Genomic DNA, 23,187 nt, shown 5'->3' with positions numbered 1-23,187 from the left:
GCCGGAGATCAACCATTTGACGGAGGCCGAGTGTTCGGTGTGATGAACAGCCGTATGTGTACCGACAAGCCGCGTCCGCGACACGGACCCGGCGCTGCGCAAGCATATGGACAGGACGAGGAAGCCGCCGTGGGCGGCATCCGCAAGGTGCTGGTCGTCGACGACGAGGCCGACGTGGCCGACCTTGCCGAAATGCTCCTGTCGGCACACGGCATGGACGCCATGGTCGCCTATTCGGGCGCCGCGGCCCTCGACATGCTGGCCACCCACGCCGACATCGATGCCGTCGTCTCCGACGTCATGATGCCCGGAATGACCGGCCTGGAACTGGCGGAACAGATCGGCGCGCGCTATCCGAACGTCAAGATCGTCCTGGCCTCCGGCTACATGGCGCCGTCGATGTTCAAGGACCGGCCGATGAAACAGCTGTTCATCGCCAAGCCCTACCGGATCGACCAGCTCCTGCGCCTCCTGCATACCTGAAGCGAGGAGACGGACCGGGCGGCGGCCTTTGCGGCCCCGCTATTGGCTGACCTTGCCGCGCAGCGCCTTGACCCGCCCGCTGCGCGTCTTGGCGTCGAGCCGGCGCAGCTGCGATCCGCGCGTCGGCCGGGTCGCGCGCCGCACCAGGGGCACGGCGGACGCCTGGTCCACCAGCGCCTGCAGCCGCTGCAGCGCGTCGAGCTTGTTCTGTTCGAGGCTGCGCGAGCCCTGGGCCTTCAGATTGACCACGCCCTCGCGCGTGATGCGGGTGTCGCGCAACGCCAGCAGGCGTTCCTTGACGGCCTCCGGCAGCGACGAGGCCGCCACGTCGAAGCGCGCATGCACCGCGCACGACACCTTGTTCACGTTCTGTCCGCCCGGCCCCTGGGCCCGGATCGCGCTGAATTCGACTTCCGCCGGATCGATGACTGCCATTGCCCCTTCCACGCCTTTGCTGCGGCCGCCACCGGCCGCGTCGCCCATTGTAAGGGCAGGGCGGCGCTGTCTGCAGCGATCTTGCCGCACGACATAGACAAGCCGCGATTGGCCGAGCGGCGATGGCTGCGCTATCATGTATTTACCCGTCCATAGCATGCCGCGCCCTGTGCGGCCACCCAGGAGGAGTATTGAACCTCTCGCCCTTGCCCCTTGCCGTGTTCGTCGTCGATGCAGGAGGCAGCGTCACGAGCTGGAACAAGGCGTGTGAAAAGCTGGCCGGCTACGGCCCCGCCGACATCCAGGGCATGACGCTGGACCGCATCATCGAGTTCGACGATCCGCCGGGCAGCGCCGTGTCCGGCGCCCGCGCGCCCATGGCCGCGCGCGCCGAGACCGAGAACGAAGGCGTGCTGATCGCCGCCGACGGGCGGCGCCTGCGGGTGCGCGTGACGGTGGCGCCGCAGTCCTTCGATACCGAGCGGCCCGGCAGCTTCAGCGTGATCGTGATCCCGCGCGCCGGGCAGTTCCCGCCCCGCTATGCCCTGATCCAGGACCTGCCGGTGGCCGACATCATCGAGGCCTTGCCCTGCGTGTTCTACGTCATCGAGCAGAGCGGCCACCTGCTGCTGTGGAACCACCAGCTGGAAGAAGCGCTCGAGATGGAGGCCGAAGAACTGCCCACTTCCAACGTCAAGTCCTTCTTCGACGAAAAGGATCAGCCCTTGGTCGTCGCCAAGATCCACAGCGCATTCGAAGGGGGCGGTTCCACCCACGAAGCCGAACTGGTCGGCAAGCACGGCAAGCGCACGCCCTACCTGTTCCGCTGCTCGCGCGGCAGCCTGGGCAATGTGCCGGTCGTGTTCGGTACCGGGATGGACATCACCCTGCGCAAGCAGTCCGAGCTCGGCCTGCGGGTGCGCGAGCGCGCCATCTATTCGAGCCTGAACGCGATCGTCATCACCCACTGCGAAGGCGACGAACACCGGATCGAATACGTCAATCCCGCCTTCGAGCGGATCACCGGCTACGCACTGGCCGACATCAAGGGAATGGACCCGCGCTTCATGAAGATCGCGGGCTGCGACGAAGACGAACGCGAGCGCATCCGCGAGGCGCTCCGGCGCAAGGAAGGCGTGCGCGTGGTGCTGCGCAATATGCGCAAGAACGGCGAGGTCTTCTGGAACGACCTGCGCATCGACCCGGTGTCCAGCGGCGACGGCGAGATCACCCACTTCGTCGGGGTGATCAACGACATCACCGAAGCCCGCCACTACGAGCGCCGCCTGCACCACCTGGCCCACCACGACCCGCTCACCGGCCTGGCCAACCGTACCCTGCTGCAGGAACGGCTGCGCTTCGCCATCGACCACGCGGCGCTGCAAGGCTGCATGGTCGCGCTGGCCTTCCTCGACCTCGACAATTTCAAGCACATCAACGATCACTTCGGCCACGAGGCGGGCGACACGGTGCTGCGCGAGGTGGCCCAGCGCCTGCGCGCCTGTATGCGCGAAGACGACACCATCGCCCGCGTGGGGGGCGACGAGTTCGTCCTGCTGATCTGCAATCCGGCCAGCCATGCCCAGGTCGCCGACCTGATCGAGCGGGTGCGCCGCGCCGTGATGGCACAGGTGGAGGTGAACGGCCATCACATCCTGCCCGGCACCAGCATCGGCGTCAGCGTCTTCCCCGACGATGGCGACAGCCCGGACAAGATCATGCGCGCGGCCGATGCCGCCATGTACCACGCCAAGACCCTCGGCAAGAACAACTTCCAGTTCTATTCGTCCGAGCTGAACCAGATCGTGCACGAGCACCTGATGCTCGAGGCGAACCTGAGCCGGGCGATCCGCGACCACGAGCTGGTGCTGGACTACCAGCCGAGAGTCGACCTGCGCAGCGGCAAGGTGGTGGGAGCCGAGGCACTGGTGCGCTGGCGCCATCCGGTCGACGGCGTGATCCTGCCCGAGCGCTTCATCCCGGTGGCCGAGGAAACCGGCCTGATCGTCCCATTGGGCGACTGGGTCATCGACGAGGCCTGCCGCGCGCTCAAGGCCATGGAAGCGCTCGGGCTGGACGACTTCGTCATCGCGGTCAACCTGTCGGCGCGCCAGCTGCGCCAGCGCCAGTTCGCCGAGCGGCTCGGCGAGAAGCTGCGCCACCATGGGGTCAGGGCCGACACGCTCGAACTCGAAGTCACCGAAAGCCAGCTGATGCACCATCCGGACGAAGCGCTGGAAGCGCTGTCCCAGCTCAAGGCGCTGGGCGTGCGCCTGTCGATCGACGACTTCGGCACCGGCTATTCGAGCCTGAGTCACCTGCAGAAATTCCCGGTCGACTACATCAAGATCGACCGTTCCTTCCTGGGCGACGTCGGCCACGACGGCCACCTCGTCATCACCCGCGCCATCATCGACCTCGGCCACAACCTCAGGCTCAAGGTGGTCGCCGAAGGCGTCGAGACGCGCGAGCAGATCGCCTTCCTGCGCCAGCACGACTGCGACCAGATGCAGGGCTACTACTTCAGCCCGGCGCTGCCGCGCGAAACGCTGCAGGAGCTGGTCGCCAAGGATGCGCGCCTGCCCGACTGAGGGCAGGCGGGGGCGGCCTCAGCCCGGCCCCGCCGGGGCGGCGGCGCGCAGCAGTTCCTCGATCGCCGCCAGCTCCACCGGCTTGACCAGGTAGCGGTCGAAGCCCGCGGCATGGGCGGTGGCGCGGTCGCGCTCCTGTCCGTAGCCGGTCACCGCGGCCAGCAGGGCGTGCCGCGTCTCGGGCAGGCCGCGCAGGCGGCTCGCCAACGCATTGCCGTCCATGTCCGGCAGGCCGATGTCGATCAGGCACACGTCCGGCCGCTCGCGCACCGCCCGCTCGAGCGCGCGCAGGGACGAATGCTCGACGCTGACCTGGTGGCCCAGCAGTTCGCACAGCGTGGCCAGCACCTGGGCCGCGTCGACGTTGTCGTCCACGATCAGGACGCGCCTCGCCGCGTGCGCGTCGCGCGCCGCCGGTGCGGCATTCGGCGCCGGCGCGCCTGCAGCTGCCGGTTCGAGGCGCGGCAAAGCGATTTTCAGCTCGGTGCCCCGTCCCGGACCGGCGCTGCGCAGGAAGACCTCGCCGCCGTGCAGCTCGACCAGGCTCCTGACCAGGGCCAGGCCGATGCCCAGGCCGCCCTGGGTCCGGTCCGCAGTGCGTTGCGCCTGTGCGAACAGGTCGAAAGCATGGGCCGCCACGTCGGGCGTCATGCCGATGCCATCATCGGCGACGGTGATGTTCACCAAGGCGTCCGCGACACCGAGACTGAGCGAGATGTTGCCGCCCTCGGGCGTGTACTTGGCAGCGTTGTTCAAGACATTCGCCACGCACTGGACCAGCCGTTTCAGGTCGCCCCGCACGTGCGCGGGCTCCGGCGTCAGGTGCAGCGCCAGTTGATGCCGGCGCTGCTCGATCAGGGGCCTGGCCTGCTCGATCGCATCGGTCACCACGGTCCTGGCGTCGACCTCGCGCTGATCGAGGGACGCCAGTCCGCGCGTTACGCGCGAGACGTCCAGCAGGTCGTCGACCAGGCCGGTCATGTGCCTGACCTGGCGCGAAATGATCTCGCTGGTGCGCCGGATGCGCGCCTCATCGAGCTGGCCCAGGCGCAGCAGCTCGGCCGCCGATCTGATCGGCGCCAGCGGGTTGCGCAGCTCATGCGCCAGCATGGCCAGGAATTCGTCCTTGCGACGATCGGCTTCGCGCAGCGCCAGCACCGCCCGGGCCCGTGTCACGGCGTCCCAGGTACGGGCGGCGGTCTGCCGCATCAGTTCGACGTCTTCGTCGCTCCAGTCGCGAGGGCGGTCATGGTGGGCGAACATGAAGGCCACGGTCTTGCCCTTGCGCTGGATCGGGGCGGCGACGGACGCGCGCGCGCCGATCTCGGCATGGGCGGCGGCGGCGGCGCCCGCGGTGCGCGGATCGGTCTCGAGGTCGCGCACGCGCATGGTGCGTCCCGCGCGGATGTCGGCCGCCAGGTCGAGGCCATAATCGTCGAGCCGTTCGACCCGCGCCGGCAGTTCGGGCACGCGGCGCGGGTCATTGTGGTTGTGACCGACCACGCCGAATTCGACCGCCTCGTCCATGCTGACGTAACCGACCCGCGGCACGTCGAGAATGCGAGCCAGTTCGCTCGTGGCGACGCGCATCATCGCCTCGGGATCGTCGGCGAAGCCGCGCAGGCGGTCGCCGAGTTCGAGCAGCATGGTCTTGCGCGCCTCGGCCTGTTGCGTCGCCAGCACGGCCAGCTTGCGCCGGGTGATGTCCTTGAAGAAGATCGCCAGCCCGTCCTCCAGCGAGGGGTTGACCCGCAACTCGAGCCAGATCTGGCGCCCGGACGGCAGCGTGCAGGCATGCTCCGTCGACTCGGCCTTGCCGCCGCTGCGCACGCGCTGGTAGAGCGTGTCGAGCGCCTCGTCCGAGGCCCAGGCGAAGACGGCCCGATAGGGCTTGCCGATCAGCGTGGCGCGCGCCATGCCGGCCAAGCGCGCCGCCGCATCGTTGGCGTAGTCGAGCCGGCCGTCCGCCGCCAGCAGCACCAGGCCCTCGTCGAGGGTGTCGAAGATGTACTGGCTGCGGTCGCGCTCCTGGCGCAGCGCGGCCTGCGCGATGGCGTTCTCGACCGCCGACCAGGTGCGTTCGGCCACGTCGCGCGCCACCAGCACGTCTTCTTCCGACCAGCGATACGCCGCTGGCCTGGCGAGGTTCAGGTTGGCCGCCCAGTGCCCGCCCTTGAAGATCGGCGCAGCCAGCAGGGAGCCGATCCCGAGCGCCCGGTAGGCGTGCGCGAAGGCGGCGGTCCTGGCATCCGCGCCGATGTCATCGACGATGAAGTCGCGTCCGGTGCCGAGCGTGGCGGCGACCACGGGGCCGAAGTCGGCGATCCGCCCCGATGCCGGCAAGTCCGGAATACCCGGCGCCCGCCACCCGCCGCGCGAGAGAAAGGTTTCGCCGTCGGCGCCGACTTCGGAGTACCAGCAATGTGAAGCGTCCAGGTAGCTGGCGAGCAGCCGAGTAGCGGCCTCGACGATACTTTCAGGCGAGGGCAGCGCCTTGAGCTGGTCGGACAGCATGAGCTGGAAGGCGCGCCAGCGCGCGTTGAGGGCGTCGGGACTGCTGGATACGTCAGGCATCGGGGGCTCCTTTCCGCGCCGCGAAGCTTGGCACGGCCGGCTGCGCCGGCGCCGGCGCGCGCAGCGTGAGGCGGATGATCTCGCCCGGCTGCCACAGGCGCATGCGCGGGCCCCAGCTGCCGGCGCCGCGCGTCACGTACAGCAGCATGCCGTCCACGTCGTAGGCCCCGGCATACCGGGCGAAGCGCTTCTGCACCGCATAGCTGAAGGGCCAGATCTGGCCGCCGTGGGTGTGCCCGGACAGCATCAGGTCGACGCCGCGCGCGCCGGCTTCCTCGATGATCCGTGCGGCCGGGATGTGCGACATCAGGATCGTGGCGGTATCGGTCGCAGCCGGAATGGTGCGCGCCAGTCCGCCGGTGAACGCGCGCTCCTGGCGCATGCGGCGTCCGATGTCCTCGATCCCGGCCAGCACCAGGCCGGGCGCCAGCAGCACTTGGCGATCGCGCAGCCAGCGCACGCCGCCTTCCTCGAATTCGCGCACGGTGGTCTCGGCGTCGCCATAGAATTCGTGATTGCCCGTCACGGCCCACACCCCCCACGGCGCGCGCAAGCCGCGCAGGGTGGGCGCCAGTTGGCGCTCGCCGATGGGATTGTCTTCGACCTGGTCGCCCAGCAGCAGGACGGCGGACGGCTTCAGCGCGTTGATCTGCGCCACGCGCGCCGCCAGCCACGTCGAACGGCGCTGGGCGCCGAGGTGGATGTCGCTCACCGCCACGATCACGGTGCCGTCCAGGGCGCGCGGCAAATCTTGCATGACGACTTCCTGCTCGACGACGACCGGCGCGCGCATGCCCTGGAACAGGGCGAAGGCCGCCAGCAGCACGCCGCCGGCGGCGCCCAGCACGCGCAGCCTGTGCGTATGCGCGCGCCACCACAAGCCGAAACCCCCGAGCAGGTCGGTCGCCAGCAGGCACAGGGACATCACGAAAGTGATGCCGAGCCAGGTCAGGGCGAACTGTCCCGGCCACCAGCGCCAGTCGAGCGCCTCGTCGCCGAGGCGCACGCCGGCGAAGTACAGCAGCCAGACCAGGAAGGCGCCGATCCACCAGGCGCGCCGCGGCACGCGCGTACGCACCGCCTCGAGCGAATACAGGCGCGCGGCGACGTACAGGTGGAACAGGGTACCGACGATATTGAGGACGATCGAGAACATGAGGTCGGGGCTGGGGACGAGGCCGCTCACCTTAACGCAAATCCGGCGTGCTTGCGTGCCAGCAGCAAAGAGCACGATCGACGGGCAGGACAAACCGCGTAAATGCAGTGCTTGGGGCAATTATTCAAGAGTCAGCGAAGTGCAAATAAAATTTGCAAAATACCTTAAAAATACGTATTTCGTATGCCTTGAAAGTGCATTGGCATGGCACTAGATTGGACTCACCGGATGCTCACGATGAGGTCCGGCAACATATCGCTTCACTTTACAAGGATATCCACCATGCGTACTTTCGACCTGACTCCCCTGTACCGTTCCGCCATCGGTTTCGATCGCCTGGCCAGCCTGCTCGAGCAGCGCGGCGAGCCGAGCTACCCGCCGTACAACATCGAACTGGTGAGCGAAGACAACTACCGCATCGTGATGGCCCTGGCCGGCTTCACCCGCGACGAAGTGGAAATCGTGACCGAGCGTGACAGCCTGCACGTCACCGGCCGCAAGCAGAAGGACGACACCGGGCGTACCTTCCTGCACCGCGGCATCGCGGCGCGCGATTTCGAACAGCGCTTCCAGCTGGCGAACCACGTGAAGGTCACCGCCGCATCGTTCGACAACGGCATGCTCACCATCGAACTGGTGCGCGAAGTGCCGGAAGCGTTCAAGCCGCGCAAGATCGCCATCGGCGACGCCGCCGGCGCCGCCTCCAACGTCCAGACCCTGGAGCAGCGCGCCGCCTGAGGCGCCGGACGCCTGAGTACAGAGAAGTAGCTTGAGAGAGGGCGTCCCGCGGGGCGCCCTTTTTGACGATGGGGTGGCAGGGTGGTCGGCCGAGCCGGCTACGCGCCCGAACCACGCTAGGCCAGAAGTTGCGAGCTTAAGTATGGTCTAAGCCAGCTTTGGGAAACTATGCCCATCGATAGACAACATCATCGGTCAACCATTTTTCACCAGGAGCACATACATGCGTAACGAAGCTGCCGTCACTGCCATCACTGCCAAACGACTCACGCTGGCCTTGTGTACCGCGGGCGTCGTCGGCGGAGCGGTCGGTGCGCTTGCAGTCAATCATAACAACGCAGCAGCCGAAACCGCGGCTGCGGCAGCGGCGCCGGCGCCTGTCGCCGCCCCTGCGCCCGCGCCCGCCGCGGCGCCCGCGCCGGCCGCCACGGTGACCCTGCCCGATTTCACCCGCATCGCCGCCGCCAACGGCAAGGCGGTGGTGAACATCCGCGTCGTCGGCAGCACCAAGACCGCCAGCCGCGGCAACGTGCCGGAACTCGACCCGCGCCACCCGTTCTATGAATTCTTCCGACAGTTCCAGGACCCGCGCCATGGTGGCGGCGGACGTGGAGCGCCCGTTTTCGGCGCCGGATCGGGCTTCATCGTAAGCCCGGACGGCGTCATCCTGACCAATGCCCACGTCGTGCAGGGCGCCGACGAAGTCACCGTCAAGCTGCAGGACCGCCGCGAGTACCGCGCCAAGGTCGTCGGCTCCGACCCGCGCACCGACGTGGCCGTGCTGAAGATCGACGCCAAGAACCTGCCGGTGGCGCCGATCGGCACGTCGCGCAAGCTGCTGCCGGGCGAGTGGGTGCTGGCCATCGGTTCGCCGTATGGCCTCGAGAGCACCGTCACCGCCGGCGTGGTGAGCGCCACCGGCCGTAACCTGGACGACGGCCAGGTGCCCTTCATCCAGACCGACGTGGCGGTCAACCCCGGCAACTCGGGCGGCCCCCTGTTCAACACCCGCGGCGAAGTGGTGGGCATCAACTCGCAGATCTACAGCCAGACCGGCGGCTACCAGGGCCTGTCGTTCTCGATCCCGATCGACGTCGCGGTCAAGATCAAGGACCAGATCATGACCACCGGTAAGGTGCAGCACGCCAAGCTGGGCGTGGCGGTACAGGAAGTCGGCCAGGCCTTTGCCGACTCCTTCCGTCTCGATACGCCGGGGGGCGCGCTGATTTCCAGCGTCGAACAAGGCGGCCCGGCCGAACGCGCCGGCCTGAAGTCGGGCGACATCGTGCGCAGCATCAACGGCCAGCCGATCGTGTCGCCGGGTGACCTGTCCAGCACCGTCTCGCTGTCCAAGCCGGGCGCGCGGGTGGCGCTCGACGTCTGGCGCGACGGCAAGCTGGTGCGCGTCGACGCGACCCTGGGCGACGCCAACGACAAGGGCAAGCGCGCGCCGCAGCAAGAGCTGGTGTCGAACCAGGACACCGGCGCCAAGCTGGGGCTGGCCCTGCGCCCGCTGGAGCCGATCGAGCGTCGCGAGAGCGGCATCGCATCGGGCCTGGTGATCGAGGATGCGCGGGGCGCGGCCGCGATTGCCGGCGTGCAGCCTGGCGACGTACTGGTGTCGGTTAACGGCCGTCCGGTGAACTCGGTCGGCCAGGTCCGCGACATGGTGGCGAAAGCCAGCAAGTCGGTGGCCTTGCTGATCCAGCGCGGGAGTGACAGAATCTTCATTCCGGTGCGGATTGGTTAAGGAAGCGTCGCGTCCTCCACCGAGTATGTGAAAAAATTTCATATACTCATTAGCACGGTTTCAAGAACGGGGAATTCATGCGGCTACTGCTGGTGGAAGACGATACGATGATCGGCGAAGTAGTGCTCGACCTCTTGCGGGCCGAGCACTACGCCGTCGACTGGGTCAAGGACGGCGAAATGGCCGACACGGCCCTGATGCAGAACCAGAACTACGACCTGGTCCTGCTCGACCTTGGCCTGCCGCGCAAGGACGGGCTGGATGTGCTGCGCTCGATGCGCTCGCGCAAGGACCGCACTCCGGTGCTGGTCGCCACCGCGCGCGATTCGGTGGCCCAGCGCATCGCCGGCCTGGATGCCGGCGCCGACGACTACGTGCTCAAGCCCTACGATCTCGACGAACTGCTGGCGCGCATCCGCGCGCTGCTGCGGCGCGCCGCCGGGCGCGCCGAACCCATCTTCGAATACAAGAACATCACGGTCAATCCCGCCACCCGCGAGGTCATGGTGGACGGCACCCAGGTCGCGCTGTCGGCGCGCGAGTGGGCCGTGCTGGAAGCCCTGGTGGCCCGGCCCGGCGCCGTGCTGTCGCGCGCCCAGCTGGAAGAAAAGCTGTACAGCTGGCGCGACGAAGTCTCCAGCAACGCGGTCGAGGTCTATATCCACGGCCTGCGCAAGAAGCTCGGCAGCGACCTGATCCAGAACGTGCGCGGCGTCGGCTACATGGTGCCGAAGGCATGAAATTCGGGCCCCGGCTCAGGACCACCGTGACACACTCGCTGCGCGGACGCCTGTTGTGGTACCTGCTGGCGGCGATCACCATCGCGGCGCTGGCGCAGGCATCGATCGCCTACCGCACGGCGCTGCACGACGCCGACCAGATCTTCGACTACCACATGCAGCAGATGGCGCTGTCGCTGCGCTCGGGCACGCCGCTGTCGAACACCGAGGCGCAGCGCCGCCTGGAGGCCCGCAACGAGGGCGCCGCCGCCCAGGGCGGGAGCGGCAGCGACGACATGGTGGTGCAGATGTGGTCGCCCGACGGCGTGCAGGTCTTCCACAGCGTCTCGCGCGCCAAGCTGCCGCAGCGCGCCGTGCTCGGCTTCTCCAACGTCAAGGCCAACAACACCGTGTACCGCGTGTTCTCGATCCAGACCGAGAACCAGACGGTGCAGGTGGCCCAGGACCTGGCGGTGCGCCGCAACATGGCGGGCAACCTGGCGCTGCGCACCCTCGGCCCGATCGCGGTGATGATGCCGATCCTGATGCTGGTCGTGTGGTGGGTGGTGAGCGGCTCGCTCGATCCGGTGGCGCGGGTGCGTTCGCAGGTGGCGTCGCGCCAGGCCGACGACCTGTCGCCGGTGTCCGAGGCCGGCCTGCCCGACGAGGTGCGGCCGCTGGTGCAGGAACTGAATCTGCTGTTCGGACGCGTGAAGACCGCCTTCGACGCCCAGCAGACCTTCGTGGCCGACGCCGCGCACGAACTGCGCACGCCGCTGGCGGCGCTGCGCCTGCAGGCACAAAGCCTGGACCGCGCCGACACGCCGGAGGCGCGCAAGCTGGCGGTGTCGCGCCTGACCGCCGGCATTGACCGCGCCACCCGCCTGGTCGAGCAGCTCCTGGTGCTGGCGCGCCAGGAGGCCGCCGCCACCAGCGCCGCCGGCCGCCCGGTCGACCTGGCCGAGCTGGCGCGCCGCACCGTGGCCGACCTGGCCGGGGTGGCCGCGGCCAAGGGCGTGGACGTGGGCATCCAGCACGCCGACCCGGCCGTGGTGGAAGGGCAGCCGGACGCGCTGCACATCCTGCTGCGCAACCTGGTCGACAATGCGATCAAGTACACCCCGGCCGGCGGCACCGCCGACATCTCGGTGCGTAACGATGCCGGCACGATCACCGTGACGGTCGAGGACAGCGGCCCCGGCATCCCGCCGGAAGAGCGCGAGCGCGTGTTCGACCGCTTCTACCGGGTGGCCGGCAGCGAGGCGGCCGGCAGCGGGTTGGGGCTGGCGATCATCAAGGCGATCGCCGAACGCCATCACGCCACGCTCATCCTCGGCCGGTCCGAACGCCTGGGCGGCCTGGCGGCCACGGTCAGCTTCAGGCAGCCGGCCGCCTGAGTCGGGCGGCGCGGCCGGCCAGCACCGATGTCGGCGCGGCGGCGTAGCGCGCCTGCGCTTGGCGTAGGCTGGGGTTCACATCCCATCCGATCTGCCACTACGCATCCGGGAGCTGGACGCGTGGGCGGGAAGACCCGCCCACCCTACGACATCCATCGAGGCGCCTGGTATGCGAGCAATCGCCCTGACCCGCGCCTTTGCTTGCGGTTCTCAAGCACGGGCGGCGGTCGCGCAGCCCAGCTTGCGGTAGCGCCTGCGCAGGATCGACAGGTCTTGCTGCACCGCTTCCATCATCTCGCCGCTGGCGCGCCGCGCGGGATGTTCCGATTCCATGATGGCGGCGCGCAGGAGAGCGCATTCGGCCGTTTGCCTGGCGCCGGGACGCGGACGCGCAGCGGCGCTCGCGGCCGGGCAGGATTGCCCGGAGGCGCAGGGATGGGGCGGGTGGCGCGGTGCCGGTTGGTGGGCCTGTGCCGGTGCAAGCGCAAGGGCAAGCGTGCAGGACAGCAGGGCGTCTGCCGCAAGGCGGGCAGGTCGCATGGCGAGGATAAAGATGGTGTTCTCCGTGATGCCGGAGGGATGCTCGGCGCAGCCGGCCCCTCTCGTTCTTGTGCAAGGCGGGGAGCATACAAGCGTTTTGCCCCTTTGATTCTCTCCAATTGTCACCTTGGCCTTGCCGGCGTCCGGCAGGCCGCGCCCGGTACCGGTAGAATGCCCTTTTTGCCCGGGGCCGTTGCCCCGACCGGATATAGACGAGGAATCATGAAGAAGCAAGCAGTCCTGCTGGCCAGCCTTGCCCTGGCGGGTGTGGCCTCGGCCCAGGAAGTGGTAAAGATCGGCCATGCGGCCGCCGTGACCGGCCCGGTGGCCTACTTCGGCAAGGACACCGAGAACGGTGCGCGCATGGCGATCGAGGCGCTCAACGCCAGGGGCGCCGTCATCGGCGGCAAGAAGGTCCGCTTCGTGCTGGTGGCCGAGGACGACGGCGGCGAGCCGAAGCAGGCCACCGCGGTGGCGCAGAAACTGGTCGATGCCAGGATCAACGGCATGGTCGGCCATGAGACCTCGGGCACCACCATCCCGGCCTCGAAGATCTACCATGCGGCCGGCATCCCGCAGATCTCGCCTTCCTCGACTTCGCCGATGTACACCCGCCAGGGATTCGACACCAGCTTCCGGGTGGTGGCCAACGACGTGCAGCTGGGCCAGGCGCTGGGCCGCTACGCCATTGGCAGCATGGGAGTCAAGCGCGTGGCCGTGGTCGACGACCGCACCGCCTACGGCCAGGGCCTGGTCACGGAGTTCGCGCGCAGCCTGCAAGGCCAGGGCGGCAAGGTGGTGGCGCGCGAGTTCACCAACGACAAGGCGACCGATTTTTCGGCCATCATCACGCGCATCCGCGCCACCAGGCCGGACCTGGTCTTCTTCGGCGGCATGAGCGCCACCGCCGGCCCGATGCTGCGCCAGATGAAGCAGCTCGGCATGAACGTGCGCATGATGGGCGGCGACGGCATCTGCTCGGACGAGATCCACAAGCTCTCCGGCGGCACCATGCTTGATGGTCAGGTGGTATGCGCGGAAGCGGGCGGCGTGCAGGGCCAGGCCAAGGCCGCCATGGACAGGTTCCGCGCCGACTACAGGAAGCGCTTCGGCATCGACGTCCAGATCAATGCGCCGTATGCCTACGACGCCGTGATGACGATGGCCGAGGCGATGGCCAAGGCCGGTTCGTCGCAGCCGGCGAAGTACCTGCCGGTGCTCGCGAAAATCGAGCACCAGGGCGTTACCGGCCCGATCGCTTTCGATGCGCGCGGCGACATCCGCGACGGCACCATCACCCTGTATTCGTTCAAGGGCGGCAAGCGTTCGCTCCTGAGCGTCACCAAATAAGGAGCACGAGCATGGCCGCAGATGAACCGACCAAGTCCGCGCTCGAGCCGGATGCTTTCGCCGCCCTGAAGGAACGCTTCGACCAGCAGTCGCGCAAGGCGCAGGCCTACTACACGGTGATGCACGCGGTGCGCGGCATCGTCGGCAGCGACGAGGCGGCAAGCGCCTGGATGAACGAAGCGCAGGGAGCGTTCGGCGGCAAGAGCGCCGCCGAAGCGGTGGGCGAGGGACGCGAGGACGAGGTCCTGGCCCACGTCCGCTCGCTGGAGAAGTAGGGCGTTTTTACAGCACGCCGAAGATCAGCAGGAGGACCAGCGTCAGCACGACCGAGACCAGGATCGAGCCGAGGCAGCCGAGTCTGTTGGAAAAGAACAGGAACATCAGTCGCCCGGTCCATCGCCCGGCATCGTGTCGGCCATCAGCCTGAGCTCTTCCGGCGTCAGCTCTTCCGGCTTCTTGTTCTTGAGGCCGTCGACATCCTGCTGTGTCGATCCTTCCTGCGCCTGCTGGCCCTGCGGCTGCCCCTGCGGCTGTTGTTGCTGATGCTGCGATTGCTGCTGCTGCTGCTGCTGCTGCTGCTGCTGCTGCGATTGCTGTTCCTTGCTCATGATGCGCTCCCGGATGACATGGTCCACGTGGTGATGCGCAAAGTGTGGCACAGAGTCGTCCTGGGGGGCGTTCAGCTCGATACGGACGGCTCGCCGCGGCCGAGCGCACGCTCGACGCTGCGCGCCAGTTCGGCCAGCTGGAAGGGCTTGCGCAGCAGGATGTCGTCGCCCAGCACCTCGTCGATCGCATGCATGTCGGCGTAGCCGGTGGCGATGATCATCGGTATGCCGGGGAAGACCTCGCGTGCCCGCAGCATCAGTTCCGCCCCGGTAATCCCGGGCATCAGGTAATCGGTGATGATCAGGTCCGGGCGTGCGCGCCGCAGTTCGCGCAGGGCCGCCTCGCCGTCGGCGGCCTGGGTGACCGCGTGCCCGAACGCCTCCAGCGACAGCACCATCGATTCGCGCACGAAGTTGTCGTCCTCGACCACCAGGATGCGGAAAGCCTTGCCCGCCACCGGGACGGCGGCCGGCACGGGGACGGCGTCGACGCCGCCGCCATCCCAGGCACGCAGCCAGATCTCGACCGTGGTGCCGGCGCCCGGCTGGCTCAGGATGCGCGCCGCGCCGCCCGACTGCTGCGCCATGCCGTATACCTGGCTCAGGCCCAGCCCGGTGCCCTTGCCGACCGCCTTGGTGGTGAAGAAGGGCTCGAACACCTTGGCGACCAGTTCGGGCGCCATGCCCGGGCCGTTGTCGGTGACCGCGATGCGCACGTAGTCGCCGGCCGGCAGCAGGCCGTCCGGGGGCGGCGCGTTCCCGGCCTGGAACAGGAGCTGGCCGCTGTCGCCCATGGCGTCGCGCGCATTGATGGCCAGGTTCAGCAGCGCCATCTCCATCTGGTTGGCGTCCGCGAACACGCGCGCGCAGTCCGGCTCGACCTCGAAGCGCAGCGCGATGCGCGATCCGACCGAGGTCGCGACCAGTTCGCGCACGCCGTCGAACAGCTCGGACACGCCGGCCGGGCGCAGGTCGAGGTTCTGGTTGCGGGCAAAGGCCAGCAGCTGGCTGGTCAGCTTGCCGCCGCGCTGGCAGGCGCGGCGTGCGATCTCGGCGCGCTGGCGCGCCACCTCGTCTTTCGACAGCAGCAAGATCAGGTCCATGCTGCCCTGGACCACATTGAGCAGGTTGTTGAAGTCGTGGGCTATGCCGCCGGTGAGGCGGCCGACCGCTTCCATCTTCTGGAACTGCACCATCGCCTGCTGCACCCGCTCGCGCTCGATCACCTCGTTCATCAGGCGGTCGTTGGCCCCGGCCAGCGCGCGGGTACGCTCCTCGATGCGCGACTCCAGGGTTTCGTTGAGCGAAAGCAGGGCCTGCTGGCTTTGCTGCAGGTGCGCCGCCGTGCGCGCGCTCTCGGCCAGCAGGTCGCGCGCCTGGTATTGGCGCCGGCGCGCGCGCAGCGCGGAGACAGCGGCGCTGCGCAGGGTTTGCGCATTGAGCGGGCGTTCGAGCAGGATGATGTTGCCCAGCTCTTCCAGCCGGGCACGCGTGCTGGCGGCCGCCGGGCCGACCGCCTTGCCGAGCAGGATCACGAAGGGGAAGTCGGACCACGGTTCCTGCGCCGCCAGCCAGGCATGCAGGGGGACCAGGTCGACGCCGTGCAGCGCCTCTTCGGCGACGATGGCCATGCCGGCGCCCTCGGCGATGGCGGCGGCGAGGCCGGCAAAGTCCGCGATCACGCCGCAGGCCGCGTCGTCCTGCGCCAGTACCGAGCACATGACATCGGCATCGCGCCCGCGCGGCGCGAGGATCAGGATGCGTTCATCGTGCCGGCTAGCTGTCGGCATCGGAAGGCAGGTCCGACATCATCGGCGTCAGGCCGCGGTAGCTGGGCAGGCCGGTCAGCACGCCGTCGAAGCCCACCAGCGCTTCGCCGACGCGGATCCCGTCGGCGCCGAGCTGCAGCTCGTGGATCGTGAGCGCATGCTCGGCCGTGCGGCTCTTGATGACGGTGATGGCGCGCCGCAGGCGGCCGTCCGACTCGAAGAAGCGCATCAAGACCGTGCTGTCGCTCAGGTAGCTCAGGTCGACGTCGGACTTTACTTCGCCGACCAGTCCGTGCTGGCCCAGCACCAGCACGGTCGTGACGCCCTGCTGGTTCAGGTAGGACAGCAGTTCGTGCATCTGCAGGATCAGGTATTGCTCGCCCGGCATCGCCTGCAGGTAGGCGTTCAGGCTGTCGATCACGATGAAGCCGACGCCCGAGCGTTCGACCGCGTCGCGCAGCATCTGCGCGAACTCGCCCGGCGAGAGCTCGGCCGGGTCGATGTGGTGGATGTGCAGCTGGCCGTTGTCCACGAAAGTCCGCAGCTCCAGCCCCAGCGCCCGGCTGCGCGCGAAGAAGGTGCCGAGTCCCTCGTCGAACAGGTAGAACGATGCATGCTCGCCGCGTTCCAGGGCGCTCAGGACGCAACGCGTCGACAGCGTGGTCTTGCCGATACCCGAGGGGCCGACGATCAGGGTGTTGGTGCCGCGCACCAGGCCGCCCCCCAGCAGGGCGTCCAGGCCTTCCGAACCGCTGGAACGGACCGCGGGAACGAAGTCGCGCAGGTGCTCGGCGGCGACCAGGCGCGGATACATCGTGATGCCGCCGGTATCGAGCGTGTAGTCGTGGAAGCCGCCGCGGAAACGGATGCCGCGCATCTTGATGATGTTGACGCGGCGCCGCTCCTTGCCGAACTCCTTGGCGATCTGCTCCAGGCTGATCACGCCGTGCGCGATGCTGTGCAGGTGCTGGTCGGACTGGCTGGTCTTGTCGTCCAGCAGCAGGACGGTGCAGGCGCGTGCCGAAAAGAACTGCTTGAGGGCGAGGATCTGGCGCCGGTAGCGCAGCGGATTCTGCGCCAGCAGGCGCATCTCCGACAGGCTGTCGAACACCACCCGCACCGGCCGGATGGCATCGACCTGGTTCATCACGTCGCGGGTGGTCTCGCCCAGTTCGACTTCGGAGGGATGGAAGATCGACTGCTGCGCTTCCGGATCGAGATCGCTGTCGCCGGCCAGTTCATAGACCGACAGGGCGCCGATGTCCCAGTCGTGGCTGGCCGCCACCGCCGCCAGCTCGTCGGCGGTCTCGGACAGGGTGATGTACAGCCCACTCTCGCCCTTGGCCACCCCGTCGAGCAGGAATTGCAGCCCGAGCGTGGTCTTGCCGGCGCCGGGCGAACCCTCCACCAGGTAGATGCGCTGCGGCGTCAGGCCGCCGCCCAGGATGTCGTCGAGGCCGGCGATGCCGGTGGAAATGCGGTTCTTTGGAACGGTAGTCATGGTACGGCCTGCAGACGCCGCATGCTGCGGCTTTAAGTGGATAGCGTTGCATGCTGCCAACGAGATATGCTGGGCATTATATACAGAAGCAAATGCGTCAAATCCCCATTGTTACAAATGCGGAGTCGAGGTTTAATAAACTTGTTGCTGTTGTAGCGTGGGCGGCTCCATCCCACCCTGCGGGCCACATGCAGGAAGGGACCCGTGCGGGTCCCTTTGGTGGCAGGGCCCGCAGCCTGCGCTCAGAACTTGTGCGACAGGCGCGCGAACCAGGCCGCGCCGTTCAGGCCGAACTGCACGCTCTCGTACCGGAAGCCGTTGTCGGTCTCGTTCGGATCCTGCTCGCTCGGCTTGACATCGAAGATGTTGGTGCCGCCGACCGTGAACCTGGTCCTGGCGTCCATCGCCCAGCTGAAGGACAGGTCGGCCGAGGTCTTCGCCTTGTAGTACTGGTTCGGCACCGGCGGACCCGAGAAGGTGCCCAGGGTCTGCGGGCCGAAGTGCACGATGCGCAGCGTCGTTTCCAGCTTGCCCAGGCTGTGGTCGAAGCCCAGGGTGGCCTTGCGGCGCGGCGCGCCTTGCTCGATGAACAGGCGCTCGCGCTCGGACAGCAGCACGTCCTCGAAGCCGCGCAGGGCGCTCGGCGCATGCACCCCGGTGACCTCGGTCTCGCTGAAGTTCAGCGCCAGGAAGGTGTTCAGCTTGCCCGCGCCGACCTCCATGCGGTGCGCCAGCGTCACGTCCAGGCCCTGGGTCCTGGTGTCGACCGAGTTGACGAAGAACTGCGCCTGGCCCACCCCCAGCCGCTGCAAGGTAGCGCCCAGGGCAGGGTAGTTGTCGGCGTCGAAGCGGCCCGACAGGACGATGCGGTCGTCGATGTCGATGCGGTACAGGTCGGCCGTCAGCGAAGTGGCGGTGTCCGGCGACCAGGTCAGGCCCAGCGTCGCGCTCTTCGATTGCTCGTCCTTGAGCTGGGGGATGCCGGCGGCATCCGCCACCGCGCCGCCGTTCGGCGCCAGCACCACGTCGAGCGGCTGGCCGTTGACGAAGTCGGTGAAGGTCGACGAGAAGTACACCTGCTGCAGCGAAGGCGCGCGAAAACCCGTGCTGGCCGAAGCGCGCAGCAGCACTGTCGGGTTGATGCGATATGCGGCGGCCAGCTTGCCGGTGGTGGTCGAGCCGAAGTCCGAATAGCGCTCGTGGCGCAGCGCGGTCTGCAGCTTGAAGCGCTCGCTCAGGTCGGTCTCGACATCGAGGTAGGCGGCGCTCGAATGGCGCTTGCTGTCGGTCCGGTCGCCCGGCTGGAAGCCCGGGAAGCCCTGGCTGCCGGCATTGCCGCCCACCCCCACGCCGTCGGCGTCGATCCAGGAACCCGGCTCGCCGGCCCTGATCTTGTAGTTCTCGCGCCGGTGCTCGAAGCCGAAGGCCAGGTTCATGCCCTGGGCGATGCCCTGGTAGAAGCGCGAGAAGTCCAGGTTGGTGCTCGCCTGGCGGAACGAGAAGCCGCCGGCGTCGAAGATGCTGGCGCTGATGCCGCGCCCGCCGCCGATCAGGTCCAGGTTCGCGATCGAGGCATTCAGCGTGTTCGCGATGCGGTAGTCCATGCTGTTGTAGCCGATGGTCTGGGACAGGTCGGTGTTCCACTCGCCCAGCTGCCAGCGGTAGCCGGCCGTGCCCCAGCGGTCGTCGATGTCGCCGTTGATGAAGGGGACGAAGCCGTTCGGGTACATCGCGGCCGAGTTGCGCGACGGGATGTCCTCGGAGCCGATGCCCTCGCGCGCCCACGCCGCCGACGAGGCGTCGCGGTTCTGCGCGCCCGCGGTGAAGTACAGCTTGCCGGCGCCCAGCGGGAACTCGCCGTTCAGGTAGATGGTGCTGTTCTGCGACTTGGTGTCGCCGATGATGCGCGGGCTGCCTTCCTCGGCGCGGTTGGAGCGGCCGCGGTCGTAGTATTCGCCGGTGATGCCCAGCACGCCGCCGCCGAGGGCCACGCCGCAGTAGGCCGAGGCCAGGTAGTTGTCGCCGTCGCCTTCAAGGTACTGGCCGAAGCCGGCCACCATCTCGCAGCCCAGGCTCTTCTTCAGTTCGATGTTGATCACGCCCGCGATCGCGTCCGAGCCGTACTGCGCGGCGGCGCCGTCGCGCAGCACCTGCACGTTGCGGATGGCCATGACGGGAACCGCGTTCATGTCGGTGCCGGTATTGCCGCGGTTGCGCGCGCCGAACAGGTTCACCAGCGCGGTGGTGTGGCGGCGCTTGCCGTTCATCAGCACCAGGGTCTGGTCGGAGCCGAGGCCGCGCAGGGCGGCGGAGTCGACCAGGTCGGCGCCGTCGGCGCCGGTCTGGCGCGTCGAGTTGAACGAGGGCGAGACGTTGTTCAGCACCTGCGCCAGGTCGAACTGGCCGCCCTGTTCGGCGGCCTTGCTCATCGAAATGGTGTCGACCGGCACCGGGGTGTCGATCGCGGACGAGCTACCGACGCGGCGCGAGCCGACCACGCTGACGCTCTGGATGGCGTCCGGCGCCGCCGTGGATGCGGTGCTCTGGTCGGCGGCGGCGGCGGCAGCGGCGGCGGGAAGCAGGGTAGCGAATGCCGCGCCACCGTACAGGGCGAGCAGGACCGACTGGGGAAGACGTTTGAGTGTGAGCACAGGTTTTCTCCGAGGGAAAGTTGGATACTAAACAATCCCACGGCTGAGCACAGAGGCGCTGTAGCGTTAACACAACGTTATAAAGATATAAGCTCAGTTTATTGATTGTGCATACGCTGGAGCGGCGGCAGGCGCCGGCTCATCGCCTGTCGCCCAGCAGCCGGGCAATGTCGTCCAGCTTCGCTTCGATGGCGCGCAATACCTCCAGGTGCGCATCCCTGGCGGCGTCCTGTGGCGCAAGGCGCAAGGCCTCGCGCGCGGCCAAGATCTGGCTCCGGAAAGCCTGGGCGTCGATGATGCCGGTCAGCTGCATGTCCGCCGCCGGGCCCGCGCTGTGGCCCGCGGTTTCGAACTTCAGCGTGCTCAGGTTGAAGCGCCGCAGGATCGGTCCTTCGACGAAGGTCACGTCCTGGATGTTCTCGAGCGGAATGGTCTTTTCGGTGGTGACCAGGATGCCCTTGCGGTATCGCAGGCTGCGTGCGCTCAACTGGCATTCGAGCCGGTCGAAATAATGCCGGGCCCACCAGCGGCCCAGGCCCAGGAACCAGACCATCGCCAGCGGGATGCCGACGATGGTGCCGATCATGACGACGCCGATCTTCAGCACCAGAAAGGGTTTGATCAGGGGATTGAACTGGGCGCGGATGCCGGTATCGTCTTTTGTCATGGCAGTCTCGGTCATGGCTGATGGATTGGATGCGTAGCCGATGTTACTGTCCAACGACGGCCCGGTCTACGGTGACCAGGGGCTGCCGCGACGCCTGCCGGCGCTTCCCGTTGAGCAGCACGCCGATGAAGCTGTGGCGCACCAGCAGCTGGTAGCTGAGCAGGCAGGCCAGGGTCGTCAGTCCGATATTCAGCAGCATCTTGGTCATCACTCCCGCCGGCAGCGTGTACAGCATGGCGCCGAAACCGATCGTTCCGAGCATGTGCACCAGGAAGACCCAGTACGAACTGTCGGAGACATAGCGCAGGGCCCGGTTCTGGTCCGGCAGGTAGCGCAGGAACAGGCCGACGAGGGCGAAACTCCACAGCCAGCTGGTCAGGTTGTAGAGGAAGCCGATGAGCAGCTCGATGTGTGGAATGGCAGCGGGATGGGTAAGGAAGGTCTTGAACACGCCCAGGACCACGACGAACACGCCGGCGCCGGCGATCGTGTGCCTCCAGCAGGTGTGGGTGAGACGCGGTAGCAGTGCGTCCTGGTGGCGCCAGGCCAGCAGGCCGGCCACGAAGAACAGGCCGTTATGCACGAGTTCGGGCAACTGGGGAATGAAGGAACCGCTCACGGCGACCATGCCAGCACGGTAGAAGGAGCCGACGATGGCCAATGGAATGGCGAGCACAAGCGCGCCCCACCAGTGGCCGGTGAGTGCGCGAAAGCCGGCGTCGACGGCGGCGTGTATGCGTGCGGGCAGTGCGCGCCACAGCGGCGCCAACGCCGCGGTGAACAGGCAGAACCAGATCAGGTAATACAGGAACCACAGATGCATCGTATTGAAAGGCGAGGCGCCGGCGGATTTTTTCGCGAGCAGGGACACGTCGATTCCGACGGTGCCACGCGCCATCAGGTGGACATACACCAGCATCAGGAGGGTGGTGCAGACGATCAGAACGGGCCAGAAGATGGCGAAAGGCAGGAGCAGCCGGCGTAGCCGGTGCGCCAGCATGCCTTTGGGGCCGCGCCGCGCGACCAGCAGGGCGACGAAGTAGCCGGCCAGGATGAAGAATACCGGCATCCGGAACGCGTGGATGAAGAGGAGGACCAGGTCGGCGACCGGCGACGTCTGCGAATCGCGCCAGGGCAGGGGCGAGGGACCGGTCGTGTGGTTGATGGCCACGTGAAGCAGGATGCCGAGCCACATCATCACGGCACGGAGGTTGTCGAATGCGTGAAGCCGCTTGGCCTGGTCCATGTCGTGCGTTGCCTTCGCTGTTGTTGGTGATGGCCCTATCGTGGGCCGTTCTCAGTATATGTTAGCCAATTGCAATATCTCCAGCAATGGGAGGGAGGGCAGCCGCATTTCATGCCGCCTGGGTTGGCCTGTCGAAAAACTTTACACGTCGGCGTCTTGTATCGATGATGATTTCTTAAATCATTGATAATTATAAATATTTCTCAGATGACACATTTATTGCATAGGAAGAACTATCGTTTATATATTTCTAATCTAACCAGGGAATAACATGCAGATCATCAAGCACATCGCAGCCGGCCTCGTCCTTGCAAGCGCCTTCGCCGCTTCCGCCTCTGCCGCGGTCATCCAGACCGGCGCCGGCAGCGGCACCTACGATGGCTACCAGGCCTGGGGTCTGTACGATGTGTCGACGGTCAGCTTCGCAAAAGGCACCAACCTGGTCACCGGCCTGAGCTCCAGCGCCATCGCTTACGACCAGGGCTGGGGCGGCATCTCTCCGAACGAAAACCGCGTCCTGATCACGCTGTACCAGGGCAGCAGCCTACTGTGGCACACGCAGGTCGCCGGCGCCGGCCGCGGTACCTACGGCACCCAGTATTTCGACATCGCCAATGACAGCGCGGCGCTGGACAGCCTCAACACCGCGCTGGGTGCAATCAAGTGGAGCGACGACGCGGCCGTGACGATGCGCATGCAGGCCAACCCGCTCGGCTACGGCGGCTGGGAACTGCACGTGCGCAACGCCAAGTTCAGCGTCACGTCGGACACGACCGATGTGCCGGAACCGGCATCGCTGGCCCTGCTGGGCCTGGGCCTGAGCGGCCTGCTCGCCGCCCGCCGCAAGAAGAACGTTTGAACCTCCGCCGCATGGCAACAGCCCGCTCCTCGAGCGGGCTTTTTTACGCGCCGTCATCGCAGACTTGGCGCACGCCACATGAAAAACGCGGCGCCGGTCTTGGACCGGGCCGCGTTTCGGTGTCGGACGCGGCGTGGGGCCGCGTGACAGGCT

At 67.5% G+C, this 23,187-nt stretch carries 19 protein-coding genes; 9 read left to right on the top strand and 10 right to left on the bottom strand.

Annotated elements, in window-relative coordinates; all coding sequences use genetic code 11:
• Positions 1-54 precede the first annotated feature (54 nt).
• A complete protein-coding gene (locus IM543_18385) occupies positions 55-483 on the top strand; it encodes a response regulator (GenBank protein ID QOY96748.1) in 429 nt (142 codons plus the stop codon).
• A 39-nt stretch (positions 484-522) separates the two neighbouring features.
• On the opposite strand, the gene arfB is transcribed toward IM543_18385, so the two are convergent.
• Entirely contained in the window at positions 523-918 is a 396-nt protein-coding gene (gene arfB / locus IM543_18380) for an aminoacyl-tRNA hydrolase (GenBank protein QOY93503.1), read from the bottom strand.
• 191 nt (positions 919-1,109) lie between these two features.
• Between arfB and IM543_18375 the strand changes: the two genes are divergently transcribed.
• Positions 1,110-3,509, top strand: coding sequence for an EAL domain-containing protein (locus IM543_18375; protein QOY93502.1), 2,400 nt, complete (start codon positions 1,110-1,112; stop codon positions 3,507-3,509).
• Positions 3,510-3,527: 18 nt separating this feature from the next.
• On the opposite strand, the gene IM543_18370 is transcribed toward IM543_18375, so the two are convergent.
• Entirely contained in the window at positions 3,528-6,083 is a 2,556-nt protein-coding gene (locus IM543_18370) for a GAF domain-containing protein (GenBank protein ID QOY93501.1), read from the bottom strand.
• A complete protein-coding gene (locus IM543_18365) occupies positions 6,076-7,239 on the bottom strand; it encodes a metallophosphoesterase (GenBank protein ID QOY96747.1) in 1,164 nt (387 codons plus the stop codon). The genes IM543_18370 and IM543_18365 overlap by 8 nt, the downstream gene beginning before the upstream one ends.
• Positions 7,240-7,521: 282 nt before the next feature.
• On the opposite strand from IM543_18365, the gene IM543_18360 reads away from it, so the two are divergent.
• The 4 genes from IM543_18360 to IM543_18345 all read left to right on the top strand — a co-directional run bounded on the left by IM543_18360 (position 7,522) and on the right by IM543_18345 (position 11,843).
• Entirely contained in the window at positions 7,522-7,977 is a 456-nt protein-coding gene (locus IM543_18360) for an Hsp20 family protein (GenBank protein ID QOY93500.1), read from the top strand.
• 223 nt (positions 7,978-8,200) lie between these two features.
• Positions 8,201-9,727 carry a Do family serine endopeptidase gene (locus IM543_18355; protein QOY93499.1) on the top strand — a complete coding sequence of 509 codons (1,527 nt, stop codon included), beginning with the start codon at positions 8,201-8,203 and terminating at the stop codon, positions 9,725-9,727.
• A 77-nt stretch (positions 9,728-9,804) separates the two neighbouring features.
• A complete protein-coding gene (locus tag IM543_18350) occupies positions 9,805-10,467 on the top strand; it encodes a response regulator transcription factor (protein QOY93498.1) in 663 nt (220 codons plus the stop codon).
• Complete coding sequence (locus IM543_18345; protein QOY93497.1) at positions 10,464-11,843, top strand: sensor histidine kinase N-terminal domain-containing protein; 1,380 nt, start codon at positions 10,464-10,466, stop codon at positions 11,841-11,843. The genes IM543_18350 and IM543_18345 overlap by 4 nt, the downstream gene beginning before the upstream one ends.
• A gap of 210 nt (positions 11,844-12,053) precedes the next feature.
• Here IM543_18345 and IM543_18340 read toward each other — a convergent pair whose 3' ends face one another.
• Positions 12,054-12,383 (bottom strand): hypothetical protein, encoded by a 330-nt coding sequence (locus IM543_18340; protein QOY93496.1) that lies wholly within the window; start codon positions 12,381-12,383, stop codon positions 12,054-12,056.
• Positions 12,384-12,605: 222 nt separating this feature from the next.
• On the opposite strand from IM543_18340, the gene IM543_18335 reads away from it, so the two are divergent.
• Complete coding sequence (locus IM543_18335; protein QOY93495.1) at positions 12,606-13,733, top strand: branched-chain amino acid ABC transporter substrate-binding protein; 1,128 nt, start codon at positions 12,606-12,608, stop codon at positions 13,731-13,733.
• Between the two features lie 11 nt (positions 13,734-13,744).
• Positions 13,745-14,008, top strand: a complete 264-nt coding sequence (locus IM543_18330) for a DUF2384 domain-containing protein (GenBank protein ID QOY93494.1) — start codon at positions 13,745-13,747, stop codon at positions 14,006-14,008.
• A 105-nt stretch (positions 14,009-14,113) separates the two neighbouring features.
• On the opposite strand, the gene IM543_18325 is transcribed toward IM543_18330, so the two are convergent.
• The 6 genes from IM543_18325 to IM543_18300 all read right to left on the bottom strand — a co-directional run bounded on the left by IM543_18325 (position 14,114) and on the right by IM543_18300 (position 22,175).
• Positions 14,114-14,341, bottom strand: coding sequence for a hypothetical protein (locus tag IM543_18325; GenBank protein ID QOY93493.1), 228 nt, complete (start codon positions 14,339-14,341; stop codon positions 14,114-14,116).
• Between the two features lie 71 nt (positions 14,342-14,412).
• Entirely contained in the window at positions 14,413-16,131 is a 1,719-nt protein-coding gene (locus tag IM543_18320) for a response regulator (GenBank protein QOY93492.1), read from the bottom strand.
• Positions 16,118-17,611: an AAA family ATPase gene (locus IM543_18315; GenBank protein ID QOY93491.1), complete on the bottom strand. Its 1,494-nt coding sequence runs from the start codon at positions 17,609-17,611 to the stop codon at positions 16,118-16,120. The genes IM543_18320 and IM543_18315 overlap by 14 nt, the downstream gene beginning before the upstream one ends.
• A gap of 242 nt (positions 17,612-17,853) precedes the next feature.
• Positions 17,854-20,262 (bottom strand): TonB-dependent receptor, encoded by a 2,409-nt coding sequence (locus tag IM543_18310; GenBank protein QOY93490.1) that lies wholly within the window; start codon positions 20,260-20,262, stop codon positions 17,854-17,856.
• A 139-nt stretch (positions 20,263-20,401) separates the two neighbouring features.
• Positions 20,402-20,929, bottom strand: coding sequence for a PH domain-containing protein (locus IM543_18305; GenBank protein ID QOY93489.1), 528 nt, complete (start codon positions 20,927-20,929; stop codon positions 20,402-20,404).
• Positions 20,930-20,972: 43 nt separating this feature from the next.
• Complete coding sequence (locus IM543_18300) at positions 20,973-22,175, bottom strand: acyltransferase family protein (protein ID QOY93488.1); 1,203 nt, start codon at positions 22,173-22,175, stop codon at positions 20,973-20,975.
• Between the two features lie 271 nt (positions 22,176-22,446).
• On the opposite strand from IM543_18300, the gene IM543_18295 reads away from it, so the two are divergent.
• Positions 22,447-23,034 carry a PEP-CTERM sorting domain-containing protein gene (locus IM543_18295; GenBank protein QOY93487.1) on the top strand — a complete coding sequence of 196 codons (588 nt, stop codon included), beginning with the start codon at positions 22,447-22,449 and terminating at the stop codon, positions 23,032-23,034.
• Positions 23,035-23,187: the final 153 nt, after the last annotated feature.

Source organism: Massilia sp. UMI-21, assembly GCA_015277795.1.
In the GTDB taxonomy this organism is placed as follows: Bacteria; Pseudomonadota; Gammaproteobacteria; order Burkholderiales; family Burkholderiaceae_D; genus Telluria.
The sequence above is the reverse complement of the archived record's forward strand: the minus strand, read 5'-3'. Positions and strand labels throughout refer to the sequence as shown.

Bases quoted from the DNA above. Each gene is read 5' to 3' on its own strand.
- IM543_18385 (QOY96748.1), top strand. From the start codon at position 55: ATGTGTACCGACAAGCCGCGTCCGCGACACGGACCCGGCGCTGCGCAA.
- arfB (QOY93503.1), bottom strand. From the start codon at position 918: ATGGCAGTCATCGATCCGGCGGAAGTCGAATTCAGCGCGATCCGGGCC.
- IM543_18370 (QOY93501.1), bottom strand. From the start codon at position 6,083: ATGCCTGACGTATCCAGCAGTCCCGACGCCCTCAACGCGCGCTGGCGC.
- IM543_18365 (QOY96747.1), bottom strand. From the start codon at position 7,239: ATGTTCTCGATCGTCCTCAATATCGTCGGTACCCTGTTCCACCTGTAC.
- IM543_18360 (QOY93500.1), top strand. From the start codon at position 7,522: ATGCGTACTTTCGACCTGACTCCCCTGTACCGTTCCGCCATCGGTTTC.
- IM543_18355 (QOY93499.1), top strand. From the start codon at position 8,201: ATGCGTAACGAAGCTGCCGTCACTGCCATCACTGCCAAACGACTCACG.
- IM543_18350 (QOY93498.1), top strand. From the start codon at position 9,805: ATGCGGCTACTGCTGGTGGAAGACGATACGATGATCGGCGAAGTAGTG.
- IM543_18345 (QOY93497.1), top strand. From the start codon at position 10,464: ATGAAATTCGGGCCCCGGCTCAGGACCACCGTGACACACTCGCTGCGC.
- IM543_18340 (QOY93496.1), bottom strand. From the start codon at position 12,383: ATGCGACCTGCCCGCCTTGCGGCAGACGCCCTGCTGTCCTGCACGCTT.
- IM543_18335 (QOY93495.1), top strand. From the start codon at position 12,606: ATGAAGAAGCAAGCAGTCCTGCTGGCCAGCCTTGCCCTGGCGGGTGTG.
- IM543_18330 (QOY93494.1), top strand. From the start codon at position 13,745: ATGGCCGCAGATGAACCGACCAAGTCCGCGCTCGAGCCGGATGCTTTC.
- IM543_18325 (QOY93493.1), bottom strand. From the start codon at position 14,341: ATGAGCAAGGAACAGCAATCGCAGCAGCAGCAGCAGCAGCAGCAGCAG.
- IM543_18320 (QOY93492.1), bottom strand. From the start codon at position 16,131: ATGCCGACAGCTAGCCGGCACGATGAACGCATCCTGATCCTCGCGCCG.
- IM543_18315 (QOY93491.1), bottom strand. From the start codon at position 17,611: ATGACTACCGTTCCAAAGAACCGCATTTCCACCGGCATCGCCGGCCTC.
- IM543_18305 (QOY93489.1), bottom strand. From the start codon at position 20,929: ATGACAAAAGACGATACCGGCATCCGCGCCCAGTTCAATCCCCTGATC.
- IM543_18300 (QOY93488.1), bottom strand. From the start codon at position 22,175: ATGGACCAGGCCAAGCGGCTTCACGCATTCGACAACCTCCGTGCCGTG.
- IM543_18295 (QOY93487.1), top strand. From the start codon at position 22,447: ATGCAGATCATCAAGCACATCGCAGCCGGCCTCGTCCTTGCAAGCGCC.